We start from the raw sequence: 13,695 nt of genomic DNA on the forward strand, positions 1-13,695 counted from the left end.
CGGCTTGGCGTCGGCTACAGGCCGGCGGCGCTCTTCAGGGCCGCGTTGATCCGATCCTGCCAGCCCGGGCCGTCCTTTTGGAAATGCTCCAGCACCGCCCGATCGAGGCGCAGGCTCACCATCTCGCGGGCACCCGGCACAGCAGCGCTCGCGACGCCGGCGACGGGCGCCACGGCGGCCGGCTTGGCGACCTCGGGTGGCTTGGTGGTCGCGGCCTTGAAGGCCGCCTCCGCGGCCTGTCGCGGGTCGCTCGGGCGACGAGAGCGATCGAATGCCATGGCTTCTTCTCCGCCGGATCGTGTCAGGAGCGCTTGCGCTTGGGGGCGGCCGGCGGAGCCGCGGCCTTCGCCTCGGCCTCGGCCGCTTCCTTGGCGAGACGCAGGGCACGCAGCTTCACCGTCCGCTCGTCCACGGCCTTCACCGAAGCGATGTGCTCGGCCATGGCCTGGGCGCCTTCCTTGGCCATCCGCTCGGCACGCTCGGCACGCTCCTCGGATCGGGTCCGGGCGTCGGTCTCGTCGCTCATTGCATTCCTATCCTTGAACCCTCCCGCACGCGCGCAGCGCAGCGTCCTGACTGTCGGACGGCGCGGCCGCGTGGGCGGCTCGACGCGCCGAGGTCCGGTGACCGATGGGGTCGTGACGCGCGCCGGATGACGCCGGAAACGGCGATCGGGCGGCACGAGAGGCAGTCCACACACCCTTGACGCGGATCGGCTCCGGGCGGGATCGTCGAAGCTTTAGCACGGCGGGGGCCGAAAAGGCCAACGTTACCCGGTGGGTGCAACCGTTTGTCCTCAAGCTTCGCGCTTGGGAATACGCAGGCGGGCCTCAGAACACAGAGATGAGGACGATGCCCGCAACCATGAGGGCGGCGCCGCCGAGGCGAGCCGGGCCAGCCTTGACTTGCTTCATGCCGACCCAGCCGAAATGGTCGAGGGCCACCGAGGTCAGCAGGTTGGCGGTGATCAGCAGCCCGTTGAAGGCGCCGGCCCCGACCTTGTCGACGAACAGCAGGCCGCCGAACACCGCCACGGCACCGGTGATGCCGGCGAGCGGCATCCACCAGCGCACGCCCGCGACGTCCGTCTTCGTGGGCAGGGGCGTCGGGCGCAGGAGGAACACCAGCACGAACACGAACACGACCGGCAGGAACGAGACGGTGGCGGCCAGCCAGGGGTTCACGAGGGCGCCGCGCAGCTGCGCGTTCCACACCACGCCGACGGCCTGGAGGATGCCCGCAACCACGATGAACGGGTAGAGCAGCTTCGGATTGAGGCCATGGCCTTCGCCCTTCGCGCCGCCCTTGTCGGCGGTGGTGCGGGCGATGAAGAACACCCCGATGGCCATCAGCAGCCCGCCGAGCCAGGGCATCGGCTTGAAGCCGCCGCCCTGGAGCCCGAACAGGCCGAACGCATCCATCGCCAGCGAGGCCAGGATGTTGGCGGTCAGCGTCAACCCGTTGAAGGGCCCGGCCCCGACCTTGTCGATGAAGGCGAGGCCGCCGAACACCGCCACCGCACCGGCGACACCCCCGAGCGGCGCATACCAGGGCATCCTGCCCAAGCTCTCCAGGGTGGGGAGCGGCGTCGGCATCACCAGGAACAGGGTGGCGAACACGAAGACGATGGGCAGGAACGAGACCGAGGCGGCGAGCCAGGGGTTCACGAGCCGGCCGCGCAGCTGCGCGTTCATCGAATTGCCGAGCGCCTGCAGGATGCCGGCGACGAGAATGAAGGGATAGAGCAGGGCGGCGTTCACGGGGAGCCTTGGGCTGGATAGCGCGGGTCGGACGAGGATGGATCGGACGACAGGGAGTCAGACGAGGAGCAGCCCGGCGAGCGCCAGCAGCAGGGCCGGCGGCATCACCAGCAGGCCGAGCTTGAAAAAGCGCCAGAAGCCGACATCCTGGCCCTCGCGGCGGATCGCGGTCAGCCACAGGATGGTGGCGAGCGAGCCGGTCACCGACAGGTTCGGGCCAATATCGACGCCGATCAGCACCGCGCCCGCCACCGTGTCGGGCACGTGGGCGGTCTGCACCGCGGCACCGGCGATCAGGCCAGCGGGCAGGTTGTTGACGAGGTTGCACAGCACCGCGATCAGGGTGCCGGCGCCCCAGGCGGTCTCGGTGGGCGCGGCCGAGGCGGCCTGCTTCAGCGCATCGGCGATCATCTTCAGGACGCCGGTGGTCTCGAGCGCCTCGACCAGCACGAACAGGCCGGCCACCAGGGGCAGCACGCTCCAGGACACGTCCCTGGCGACCTCCACGAGACCGCCGCGCTTCATCAGCAGCACCGCCGCGGTGGTCAGGCCGCCGGCCACGAAGGTCGGCAGGCCGAGGTCGAGCCCGAGGGCGGAGGCGCCGATGAGCACGCCGCCGGTCGCCACGATGCCGAGGCCGGCGACGAGGCCGGTCCGCGACAGGGGCACGGCCGCGACATCCGTCGCGACCTGCTGGGTGCGTAGGGCGGCGTTCTGGGTCAGCCGAAGGGTCACGTAGGTGGCGACGATGGCCAGCGCCGAGGGCAGCGCGAACATCGCCAGCCACTGCGTCAGCGGCGGCATGTGCTCGGCGAAGACCACCAGGTTGGCGGGGTTCGAGATGGGCAGAACGAAGCTCGCCGCATTGGCGATGAAGGCGCAGATCAGCAGGTAGGGCAGCGGGTTCTCGACCTTGGCGGCCTTGGTGGCGGCGTAGACCGCCGGGGTCAGCACCACCGCGCAGGCATCGTTCGAGAGGAACACCGTCACGACCGTGCCGACGATGTAGATCAGGGTGAACAGCCGGGTGGCCGAGCCCTTGGCCGCCCGCACCGCGATGCCGGCGAGCCAGTCGAACAGCCCCTCCTTCCGGGCCACCTCCGACATCAGCATCATGCCGACGAGGAAGAGGTAGACGTCGGTGCCCTTGAGGACGCCCTCCCAGGCGGTCCCGGCGGGCATCAGGCCGAACAGCACCAGGGCGGCCGCCCCGAGGACGGCCCAGACCGCCTCCGGCCAGGAGAACGGCCGGGTGATCACCCCGAGGGTGGCCAGGCCGGCGATGGCCCAGGTGGCAAGGTTCGGGGTCAGCGTCAGCGCACCCATCGGGATTCGACGTCCTTGAGAGAGAAGCGTTCAAGCGCGCCGGGCGCGCGTCACCAGTGGCGCCCGTTGCGGTTCGGGCCGAGCTGGGTTCCGAGAATTCCCCGGTCGGGCCAAGCGCCGACGGAATCGGCGTCGCTGCCGAGCCCTTTCGAGCGGACCAGGGCGGCGGCATCGCCCGCCGGCTCGATGCGGTCCTCGCCGACGCCGCCCTCGGCATCCTGGGCGCGGACGGTCAGGCGGCTTCCGCCGGCGGGCCAATCGACGGTCGCGCGGAAGCGGCGCTCGCCGTCGCCGCGCTTCATCGGACGCCAGGGGCCGCCGTCGAGGCTGAACTCGCAGACCGCGACCCGGTTCGCGCCGAGCACCAGGGCGCGGATCTCGGTCGGTCCCGCGACGATGTGGTCCTCGGCATGGGCGAGGCGCCGGTCGGCCGGCGCAGTGATCACCACGAAGGGCCAACCTGCGGCGAGTTCCTTGAAGCGCCAGCACACCACGCCCCGGTCGATCGCCGCGATCGTATAGCCGACCGGTCCCTCTTCGATCTGTCCCGTCGAGCGGGTGGCCGCGTAGATGGTGCGGCCGTCATTGGCGAGCTCGTTGTAGTGGGTGTGGCCCATCTCCACGAGGCGGATGCGCGAGGCGTGAACCAATTCGGCCACCGCCTTGGCTTCCCCCTCATCGGTCAGGTCGGCCGGATAGCTGTGCATGAACAGGGCGCAATCCCGGCCCTCCGCCTCGGCGGCGGCGACGGCCCGCCGGAGCCAGGCCAGCTGATCCGGCCCGAGGCGAAAGTCGGGGCCGCCCGTCCCGGGTCCGCACATGTCGAGGAACAGGCAGCGGGTTCCCGAGACCGTGACGCCATAGGGCAGGCGCGGGGTGCCGAGCCCGGCATAGAAGGCCTCGAGGCTGCCGCCCTCGCGGTCGTGATCGCCGGTGATCACGTGGACCGGCCTGCGCAGCCGGTCGAGCTGGGTCCGCACCAGGGCGTATTGCTCGGGCGTGCCGTTGTCGGCGTTGTCGCCGGGCAGGTAGACGAAATCGAGCCCCTCGACGGCATTGAGCTGGTCGACGATGGCGGCGAAGTCCCGGGCATTGTCCGCCTCCGCACCGGTGAGGTGCAGGTCGCCGATATGGGCGAAGGCGAGGATGTCGTCGGAGGCGGACACGGGTCAGGCCGCCGGGGACGGGATCGGCGACGGACCGCCGCCGGTGCGCGCGGCGCCGGGTTCGTAGCCGTAGGTCTCCGGCATCGCGAAGAGGTAGAGGGCGAACCCCGCCGCCGCGATGGCCGCCAGGGCCAGGAAGGCGGTGGAATAGCCGGCCGAGACGATGATCAGGCCGGCGAGCGTGGCGCTCAGTGCCGCGCCGAGGCTCTGGGCGGTGGCGACCGCCCCCTGCGAGACGTTGAACCGGCCCGTACCGCGGGTCAGGTCGGCGACGATGACGGGGAAGAGCGCGCCGTAGATGCCCGCGCCGATGCCGTCGAGAAGCTGGACGCCGACGAGATAGAACGGATTGTCCGACAGGGTGTAGAGCACGCCCCGCACCGCCAGGACGCCGAAGGCCGCGAGGAAGATCGGCTTGCGCCCGATCGCGTCGGCCTTGGCCCCGACGAACACCGCCACGGGCACCATCACCAGCTGCGCGGCCACGATGCAGATGGCGATCAGGGAGGTGGCGTTGTCCTTGCCGGACAGCTTGGTCAGCAATTGTCCCACCGAGGTCAGCATGGCGGCGTTCGACAGGTGGAACAGGGCGGCGAGCACCGCGAAGAGCAGCAGATACCGGTTCTTCAGAAGGGCCGTGAGGCCCGAGGGCTCCTCCTGCCCGTCCGTGCGCGCCTGCGTCTCGGTCTGGTCGAGGCCCCGGGCGAGATCGTCGTCGATGGCCTTGGCCGGCACCATCAGCATGGCGCCGATGCTGCAGACGGCGAGCAGGGCCATCAGCCAGAACACCACGATCGGGCCGAAGAAATAGGCGGTGCCGCCCGCGATCGCCGCCGAGGCGGCGTTGCCCGCATGGTTGAAACCCTCGTTGCGGCCGATGCGCTTGGCAAACAGTTTCGGGCCGACGACCCCAAGGGTGATGGCGGCCAGCGCCGGCGGGAAGATCGCCCCGGCGATGCCGGCGACCGACTGCGTGGCGGCCACCACGTAGAAATTCGAGATGAAGGGCAGCGCCAGACAGCACAGCGTGACCGCGACGGCCGCCGCGATGACGATGGCGCGCTTGTGATTGGTGCGGTCGATGAGGGCGCCGGCCGGCGTCTGCGCGATCAGGCCGGCGATGCCCGCGATGGTCATCACGAGGCCGGTGGTGGCCTCGTTCCAGCCCTGGTCCGGCCCCCGCACGGCGATCAGGTAGATCGCGAGGTAGGGTCCGAGCCCATCACGCACGTCGGCGAGGAAGAAATTGAGGGCATCGAGCCCGCGCAGAACCCCGGTCGAGGGCGCCCGCAAGGAGCCCCCGGGCGTGGTCGAGATGTGCGAAGACGGCGTCTCGGCCATGGAGGGGCCCTTCCGGACGTTCGAGCAGGACGAAACACGGACGGGGGAACCCGGTCCGCGACGACGCTGCCCAAAGCGCAGCTTCGAACCATTGTTCCTGGCCGACGGATTAAACTCTCCGTGATGACGTGCCGCAGAACGGCCGAGCGATTCTTGCGGACCCTCAGGGTTTCGCCCGGAAGCGCCGACGGACGCGGCCGGCGCCATCGATGAATTCGAAGGCCGGGCTGCGGTTGAGCGTGTGCAGTCCGGTGCCTGGAAAGTGCGGGCCGGGGCGCAGGATCATCTCGACGCTCTGGGCGTAGCCGTCGTCATCGAGCCGCTGGATGCGCGCGAGGCCGAGGGCCTCCCCATAGCTCGACCGGCAATCCTGCACCGGCCGGAACAGGGTTCCGTTCCGTTCGACGATGCGCCCGGCCGACCGGGCCGCCGCGATGTCGATGAGCACGGGGTTCTGGGGATGCGGCGTCCACGGCCCGCGAAAGTCCGGCGCCGACCACAGGTGCAGGCTGTCCGAATACGAACCCCAGGCGGCGAAGGGGCCATCCTGCTCGCCGTCGTCGCGCACGGTGGCGAACAGCCACCAGCGCCCGCCGTGGCACAGGAGCGTCGGGTCACTGGCGTTGAGGCCCGCGATCAGGGTCGCCTCCCGGACCCAGCCGCCCGGAAACGCGGTGGCCCGATAGAGGTCGAGGGTGCCGGTGGCGCCGCTCTCCGGCACCATCCAGTGGGCGCCGGCCGCAGCGAACACGAAGGGGTAGGACAGGTGATGGCGCGCCTCCAGCACCGGCACCGGCGTTCCGAGCGGCCCCGCTGGGCCGAAACGCACCGCCGAGATCACGCCCTTCTGCAAGGCGTGGCTGTAATCCTCGACGAACAGCACCGTGCCCGCGGCATCGGCGATCGGAAACGGATCGGCGTAGAAGCGCAAGCCGTCATCCGGCAGGGTGTGCCAGCCGGTTGCGGGATGCGCCCGCAGGTCGATCAGGTCCGGCCCCGACAGGGCGCGCCAGCCGACGCGCCAATGCGGCGCCCGGGTCACCAGCGACTGGAGCCGGCGGCCCGCGATCCGGGTGCAGGTGCGCACGGCGCGGGCGGCGAGATCGAGCGCCGTGAAGGATGCCGGCGGCGGGGCGCGGATGGGGCCTCCCTCGGGGGACAGGCACGGACCCGATCCCGCGAGGGCGGCCAGGATGAGGCTCGTGGTGCGCACGAGGGCATCCTCGAAGGCGGTGAGCATGACGCCGCGCGCCTCGGTGCCGACCCGGCCGGAAGCCACCACGCGTACGCCATCGGTCAGGCTCACCACCGGCGCCGTGCCGGCCAGGAGGGCGGCGAGAAGGGCGGCCTCGCCGCAGACGCCGTCATAGGCGAGGCGCCAGACCGGCACCCCGGCGGGCGCCTCGGCATCGCCGCACAGGTCGAGGATCAGGTCGGGCGCCCCGGTGGCCGGGCCGGCGACGGCGTCGAGGCCCGCCCGTGGGATGGGCTGGGACGGCCCGGTCCCCGGCAGGCGCCGCAGCAGGGATTCGAGGCGGAACAGCAGTACGGCGTTGGCCGGAAGGGCGCCCGGCCCCGGCGACGCATCGAGCGACACCGACAGGCCCGGACGGCGCAGGATGCGTTCGATCAGCCGGAGGTGCCAACGGCGGCACAGGCCCCCGTCGAGGCGAACGCTCAGGCGCATGGAGACCGGTGTCCTCGGACGAGGAAGGGACGCGTTGGCTCGGAATGGGGCCTCGCGCGAGGGCCGTCAATCCACGCCGGGGCCGAGCGAGGTCCGGAAGCGAGCGGCCGGACGGTCGAGGCGCGCTACGGCCGGGCCATGGCACCGTCAGGCTGCGGCGGCCGCCGGCGCGGCCAGCCGAGCAGGCGCTGCGGCGCGAAGGGCGCGACCGGGATGGCGGGTTCGCGCCCGGTGGCGAGGTCGGCCACCAGCCGACCGGTGATCGGCCCGGTGGAGAGGCCGATATGGCCATGGCCGAAGGCGAAGATCAGGCCGCGATGGCGGGGGGCTGGGCCGATCACCGGCAGGCCGTCGGGGGTCGAGGGGCGCGCGCCCATCCAGGGCCGGTTGTCGAGATTCGCGCCAAGGCGGAGCGTCCCGGCCGCCTCCCGCGCGGCGGCCTCGATCTGGACGTAGTCGGGCGGCGCCGCGCGGGCATTGAGTTCCACCCCGGAGAGCACCCGCACCCGCCCCTCCCCCATCGGGGCGATGATCGAGCCGGCGCCGGTGTCGAGCACCGGCCGGGTCAGCGCCGGGCTGTCCGGATGGAGTGCGTAATGGGTGTGGTAGCCGCGCTCCGCCGCGAAGGCGAAGCGATAGCCGAGGCCGCGGGCGATCTCGCCGGAGGCGGCTCCGGCCGCGAGCACCACCTGGCGCGCCTGCACCGCGCCCTCGGCGTGCCGCACCTGCCACCCGTCTTCGGTCGGCTGCAGGCCGGTGGTCACCATCCGCAGGCTTCGGCCGCCGAGGTCGGCATAGAGCTGTTGATAGGCCTCCATCAGGGCGCCCGGATCGCTGACGGCGCCGGTCTCCGGCAGGAGCATCCCGTGCGCGTAGGCGCGGATCAGCGCCGGCTCCGCCTCCCGGACCGCCTCGGCATCGAGCAGGTCCACCGCGACCCCGTGCCGGGCCAGGATCGCACGCTCCAGGGCGGCGCCGGTGAAGGCCTCGGGGGTACGATAGAGCTTGATCCAGCCGCAGCGGCGGATGAGGTGGCCGGCCCCGGCCCGCTCGGCCAGGCCGAGATGCTCGGGCAGGGCCGCGCTGGTCAGGGGGACCAGGGCCGCGGCGGCCCGCTCCCAGGCGGAGGTCCGGGCGGCGGCCAGGAAATGCGCCGTCCAGGGCAGCACGCGGGCGACATGAGTATGGCGCAGGCGCAGGCCCCGGTCGGCGTTGCGCAGGTAGGTCGGCAGCTTGGCCCAGAGCGCCGGGCTCGACATCGGGAAGATCGAGCCCCGGCTGACCACGCCGGCATTGCCGTAGGAGGTTCTGGCCCGCGCCTCGCCGGGGTCGCACAGCAGGACGTCGAGGCCCCGGTCGCGCAGGGCGATCGCCGAGGCGAGCCCGACCATACCGCCTCCGATGACGATGATGTCCGCCTTCGTCGTCTGCTCGACCGCCATCGAAAGGTCCCGGAAATTCCTGCCTGTCCGGGCCGGCGGCCCGATCGCCGGACCGCGTTAGCAGGCGCCGGGCCGGTGATCGAGACGGCCTCGGCGCAGGACGCCCCGCCGCCCGGCGCATCCCGGGCCGATCAGCCGCGTCGGGACGAACCCGGATCGCCCGCCTGCTCCTGCTGGCGGTCGACCTCGTCCCGGATGCCGCGCCCGGCCATCAGGATCTCGACCAGGAAGGCACAGACCGCCGCCACGGTGCAGACCAGGGCGATGCCGAAACAGGCGAACAGGATCGAGGCCGTCGCGGCGTCGCGCAGCGCCCCGACATACAGGGTCAGCACGGCGATGCCGGTCATCGCCGCACCGGTCGATGCCAGCACGACGGCCGCGTCCAGGACGAAGGAGCGGCGCCGCAGGTACGACATCTGGCGGGTCAGCCGGACGGTCTCGCGCGCATCCGCGTCCCGCAGGCCGGCGGCGGCGGCATCGACCTTGTCGGCGACGCGCCCGAGTCGGGTCGAGAAGACGTTCAGCAGGGTGGCCAGCGCCGTCAGCAGGAAGGCCGGCGCGAGGGCGATCTGGATGACGTGGGCGATGTCGTCGGGAGCAACGGGAACGGCGGACATGGACGCCTGATAGGCCAAAGCGGCGGGCGCCGGAATACGGGCGCCCCGGCGGAGGTGTTCACGCGCGCGGCCCCATGCTCCGCTGCTTACGCTGCTCCTCGGGCCGCACTTCGTGCAGCTCCGCGACCGGCCTCCCGGAAGACGGGCTGCCCGGAGCGGGATATCTTCGCCTGTCTCATGCTTAGCCAGATCGCTCGACTCGCGGCCGGCTCATGGCAACCTCTCGCTGCATCGAGGTATTGGGAGGCTGACGTGTCGTCGGGCGGATGACGCGTTCAAGGTCCCGGAGGCGATCATGGAGCCAGCCGGAGAGGCATAGTCCGGCACTCCGGTCGGCTTCATCCAGGGGCCTGGCGTCACGCACGTCACCGGCGTCCCATTCCGACGGCGTCGCAGCGATCCTCAACGATCCTCAACGATCCTCAACGATCCTCAACGAACCGGGATCGAGCCCTGGAGCCATCCCTGCATGATGGCGAACTGGACGATCTGGGCGCGGCTGTTGATGCCCAGCCGGCCGCATGCCCGAGCCTTTTGGGTTTCGACGGTCTTCGGCGTGGAACCGAGGTGGCTGGCGATCTCCTTGCTGGTGAAGCCGAATGCCACGAAGCGGAGGATTTCCCTCTCGCGGTCGGCCAGCGAAGCCTGCATGTCGTCGTGGCTCTGACACGCCATCGGCGCCTTGTGGCCGGCAGCGCGCGACGGCAATGCGGCATCCACGTAGGTGCCGCCCGCAACCACCGCTCGGACGGCCTGGACGATGTTGAGGAAGGCCGAGCGCTTCAGGACGTATCCCCCCGCGCCGGCCTCGAACGCCTGGTCGACATAGACCCGACTCTCGTAGGCGCTGAGGATGATCGACCGGGTCTGGCATTGCCGTTCGACCAGCTTGCGGATCACCGCGACCCCGTTCATGTCCGGCATCGCGAAGTCCAGGATGGCGATGTCCGGCGACAAGCTGGATATCGCCTGCACCGCGTCGAGGCCGGTATCCACGGACGCGACGATCTCGATCCCGCCGGTGTTCGCCAGAAGGTCGGCGACGCCGTGCCGGAACACGGGATGGTCGTCCGCGAGCGCGATCCGGATGGGGCGTTGGTCATTCATGGCCCGAGGCATCCTTTCCGAGCCGCACCCGTGCGACGACCGACGCCCCCTGGCCAGGGGAGGACTCGATCTCCAGGCCGCCCCCGATGAGGGCCATGCGTTCACGCATCCCGATCAATCCGAGCTTGCCCTGGGTCACCAGGACATTGACCGAGGCGGCATCGGCCTCGAATCCCAGGCCGTCATCGTCGACCGTGAGGGTCAGCCGCCCCGCGCCGAACAGGAGCACGATGGAAACGTAGCTCGGCAGGCCCGCATGCTTGGCGACGTTGTTGAGCGCCTCTTGCGTGATGCGATACAGCGTGATGGCGTGCTCGGCAGGCAGGGGGATTTCCGCCCCGCTGACCTGCAGCTCCGTCGGAACCGACGTGGTGCGGCTCCACTCCTCCACGAGGTAGCGCAGGGCGGTGACGAAACCGAACTCGTCGAGGGCCGCCGGTCGCAGTTCGAGGGTGACGCGACGCAGCGCCTGTCCCACCTCCTGGGCCTGATCGAGGAGGCGGTTGAGTTCGCAGCGTCCATCCTCACCCGAGAGGTAGGGCAGGAGGCGTCGAAGACCGAAGTTCAGGGCGACCAGATGCTGGCCGGCATGGTCATGGAGGTCGCGCGCGAGCCGGCGCCGTTCGTCCTGTCCGGCGCGGTACAGCCGGGTCAGCACCTCGTCGCGTTCCCGTTCGGCCGCCAGGCGTGCGGCGGCATCGGCCTCCAGGCGGACGAGCAGATCCTCGCGTTCCCGAAGGAGCGCCTGCATCTCGCGCGTGCGCCGCCGCCGCTCCAGCATGACGCGGCGGGCATCGTGGAGCTTCGAGGCGAGAATCCCGAACCGACGGCCGAGTCCCACCCCGTCGAGGTGCAGGATGACGAGCGGACGACCCGGGAAGCCGCCCAGCCGGGCACGCGCCCCGTGGCAGGCATGCCGCTCGAGGTTTCCATCGTCGTCCTGGAGGAACAGGGTGCCCGGCAACGTGGCCGCACAGGACGCGCAGCGTTCGAGATAACGGCGCAACTCCGGCTCGGCGGCTTGCTGGACGGGCAGGACGTCACCGAGCCGGAGACCGTCCAACACATCGCGCGCGGAGGCGTTGGCGGCTTCGAGTTCCCCGCTCGGCCGCACGATGAGCATCGGCGCGGGGACGAACTCGAACAGGACTTCGAAATCCGACCTAGGCGGCATCCTGTCCGAAATAGTCCGGTCCGAAGTAGTCCTGTCCTCCCTCGTCGGGGGCATCGGGGTCGAGGTCGATGACGATCCGGCAGCCGGCGCCGCCGCGGGCGATGGTGTCACCAAGCGTAATTCGACCATAGCCTTGGCTCTCCGCAACCATGTGACCGAAGACGTTCGAGGTCACCATGCACATCGAGGGGGACTTCTTCACCAACTCGCCGAACGGGCAGCGCCTGTTGCCGAGCACGATGCGCCGGGGTGTCGCCTCGATGACATAGAAGTCTCCCCCCAAGCGCCGCTTGAGATCGATCATGGCGTCGACGGTGGCGGCGAGATCCAGCCGAGGCGTTCCCAACGCGCGAAGGTATCGCGCCTTGATTTCCTCCGACACGGCCATGCTCACTAGGGCGATGAAGCCGCTCGCCTCCGACCTTCCGACGGCATCGTCCAGGGCGTCCGTGAAGGCACCGAACACCATGCCGAGGAAATCCTCCCGGTCGATGGCGATCGATGCTAGTGCGACGTCCGCTACGCCAACGGCTTCTGGGCCCATCGGCCGCGCTCCCTCCTTGACCTTATCGTCATGAGAGTAGCACAAGAAACCACTGAAATCACTAATTCGGAATAAGTAGAAATACCGATTCCTGATATCATTCCCGCCATGCCAGTCATCGACTGCATATCGGGCGACAAGATGGAATGATTTACGTCATTTCCTGCACTCACCTCTCCCGAAAGCTGCGCGTGAATTGATCCTGAATCGGCTTCATCAGATAGGAAAGCGCCGTGCGTTCCTCGGTTGCGACGTGCACCTCCACCGGCATGCCGGGAACCAGGTGAGATCTCTCGCCGAGACGGTTCATCTCCCCCTCGTTGAGTTCGACGTACCCCACGTAGAACGCCTCATCCTTGCCTCCCTTGGTGGTCGACGGCGAGACGTATGTCAGCGTCCCCTTCAGTTCGGGGGTCGTGCGCTGGTTGAAGGCGGTGAACCGGAGCTTGGCCGGGCGTCCGATGCCGATCTGGTCGATGCTTGCCGGAGAGATGCGGACCTCGATCCGCAGCGCGGCGTCCGCGGGCACGACGGTCGCGAGCACGTCGGCCGGCGTGACGACGCCGCCGACCGTGAAGGTCTTCAGCTCGTGCAGGACGCCCGTGGCGGGGGCGCGGATCTCGGTTCGGGTGAGCCGATCCTCCAGGGCGACGCGTCGGTTGCCCAGTTCAGCGAGCTTGGCATCGACGACGCTGAGCTCCTTCTGGGCCTCGGTGCGCGCGGTCTCCGTGATGGCGAGAAGCTGGACCCGAATTTCGCTGGTGCGGACCTTGGCCCTGGCAATGGAGGCTTCCAGCGAGCCTTGCTCACCGGTCAGGCGGTGCCGGTCGCGGCTGATGGGCAGAAACTTCGAACTCTCGAACAGGTGCTTGTCGACGAGGCCCTGCAGCTTGCCGTGTTCGCTCGTGAGGATCGCGAGTTCGTCGCGCTTGGCCTCCTTCTGCTTGACCAGGCCGGCGATCTCCTCGGCCACCTGACCGATCTGCAGCTCCAGCTGCTGGCGTTGGCTGTCACGGCTGGCGAGATTGCCGCGGAACAGACGGCTCTCGCCGTCGAGGATGGCCCGCATCTCCGCATCACCGTCCGACAGGCTCACCGGGATGGCGATCTCGCGCAGCCCGTCGCGCTCCGCCAACAGGCGGGCCTTCTTGGCCGACAACTCCCCCAACTGTCCCCTGACGATCGCGAGTTCGGCGCGTGTCTGGGCATCGTCGATGCGAATGAGAACCTGACCGGCGGTCACGGCCTGCCCGTCCCGCACCAGGATCGCGCCGACGACGCCGCCGTCCCGGTGCTGGACCGCCTTGGCATTCTGATCGACGGTGACCGCTCCCGATGCCAGGATGGCGCCGTTGAGATCGGTCGTCGCCGCCCACCCGCCGACCCCGACCAGGAGGCTGACGCCCAGCGCGAATCCGAGAGCGATGCGAGGGAAGACGGAGAAGGAAGTCTCCGTGCCAAGGTCGATCCCGTCCAAGGGCTTGGGACGATGGACACCGATGGTGCGCGTACGCATGGTCCGCTCCTT

General features: G+C 70.0%; 13 protein-coding genes. All 13 read right to left on the bottom strand.

Annotation, left to right across the window (positions count from 1 at the left end):
* Positions 1–14: 14 nt before the first annotated feature.
* The 13 genes from J7U37_RS02800 to J7U37_RS02860 all read right to left on the bottom strand — a co-directional run bounded on the left by J7U37_RS02800 (position 15) and on the right by J7U37_RS02860 (position 13,683).
* Positions 15–278, bottom strand: a complete 264-nt coding sequence (locus J7U37_RS02800) for a BrnA antitoxin family protein (RefSeq protein ID WP_056182197.1) — start codon at positions 276–278, stop codon at positions 15–17.
* A 23-nt stretch (positions 279–301) separates the two neighbouring features.
* Positions 302–526, bottom strand: a complete 225-nt coding sequence (locus J7U37_RS02805; RefSeq protein ID WP_056182194.1) for a hypothetical protein — start codon at positions 524–526, stop codon at positions 302–304.
* Positions 527–830: 304 nt separating this feature from the next.
* Positions 831–1,760: a DMT family transporter gene (locus J7U37_RS02810; RefSeq protein WP_056484718.1), complete on the bottom strand. Its 930-nt coding sequence runs from the start codon at positions 1,758–1,760 to the stop codon at positions 831–833.
* 57 nt (positions 1,761–1,817) lie between these two features.
* Positions 1,818–3,086 (bottom strand): arsenic transporter, encoded by a 1,269-nt coding sequence (locus J7U37_RS02815; protein ID WP_247634756.1) that lies wholly within the window; start codon positions 3,084–3,086, stop codon positions 1,818–1,820.
* 50 nt (positions 3,087–3,136) lie between these two features.
* A complete protein-coding gene (locus J7U37_RS02820; protein WP_247634757.1) occupies positions 3,137–4,252 on the bottom strand; it encodes a metallophosphoesterase in 1,116 nt (371 codons plus the stop codon).
* A gap of 3 nt (positions 4,253–4,255) precedes the next feature.
* On the bottom strand, positions 4,256–5,593 hold the full coding sequence (locus tag J7U37_RS02825) for an MFS transporter (protein ID WP_247634758.1): 1,338 nt from the start codon (positions 5,591–5,593) through the stop codon (positions 4,256–4,258).
* A gap of 163 nt (positions 5,594–5,756) precedes the next feature.
* Complete coding sequence (locus tag J7U37_RS02830; protein WP_247634759.1) at positions 5,757–7,280, bottom strand: formyl transferase; 1,524 nt, start codon at positions 7,278–7,280, stop codon at positions 5,757–5,759.
* 125 nt (positions 7,281–7,405) lie between these two features.
* The gene (locus tag J7U37_RS02835; RefSeq protein ID WP_247634760.1) at positions 7,406–8,722 is read right to left on the bottom strand and encodes an FAD-binding oxidoreductase; all 1,317 of its coding nucleotides are present in this window, start codon (positions 8,720–8,722) and stop codon (positions 7,406–7,408) included.
* A 131-nt stretch (positions 8,723–8,853) separates the two neighbouring features.
* Entirely contained in the window at positions 8,854–9,342 is a 489-nt protein-coding gene (locus J7U37_RS02840; protein WP_056182172.1) for a DUF2721 domain-containing protein, read from the bottom strand.
* A 432-nt stretch (positions 9,343–9,774) separates the two neighbouring features.
* Positions 9,775–10,449: a response regulator transcription factor gene (locus tag J7U37_RS02845; RefSeq protein ID WP_247634761.1), complete on the bottom strand. Its 675-nt coding sequence runs from the start codon at positions 10,447–10,449 to the stop codon at positions 9,775–9,777.
* Positions 10,442–11,623: a sensor histidine kinase gene (locus tag J7U37_RS02850; protein WP_244476952.1), complete on the bottom strand. Its 1,182-nt coding sequence runs from the start codon at positions 11,621–11,623 to the stop codon at positions 10,442–10,444. The genes J7U37_RS02845 and J7U37_RS02850 overlap by 8 nt, the downstream gene beginning before the upstream one ends.
* Positions 11,613–12,167, bottom strand: a complete 555-nt coding sequence (locus tag J7U37_RS02855; protein ID WP_247634762.1) for a methanogen output domain 1-containing protein — start codon at positions 12,165–12,167, stop codon at positions 11,613–11,615. The genes J7U37_RS02850 and J7U37_RS02855 overlap by 11 nt, the downstream gene beginning before the upstream one ends.
* A 169-nt stretch (positions 12,168–12,336) precedes the next feature.
* Positions 12,337–13,683, bottom strand: coding sequence for an HlyD family type I secretion periplasmic adaptor subunit (locus tag J7U37_RS02860; RefSeq protein ID WP_247634763.1), 1,347 nt, complete (start codon positions 13,681–13,683; stop codon positions 12,337–12,339).
* Positions 13,684–13,695 lie beyond the last annotated feature (12 nt).

Source organism: Methylobacterium sp. 37f (genome assembly GCF_023093475.1).
GTDB lineage: Bacteria > Pseudomonadota > Alphaproteobacteria > Rhizobiales > Beijerinckiaceae > Methylobacterium.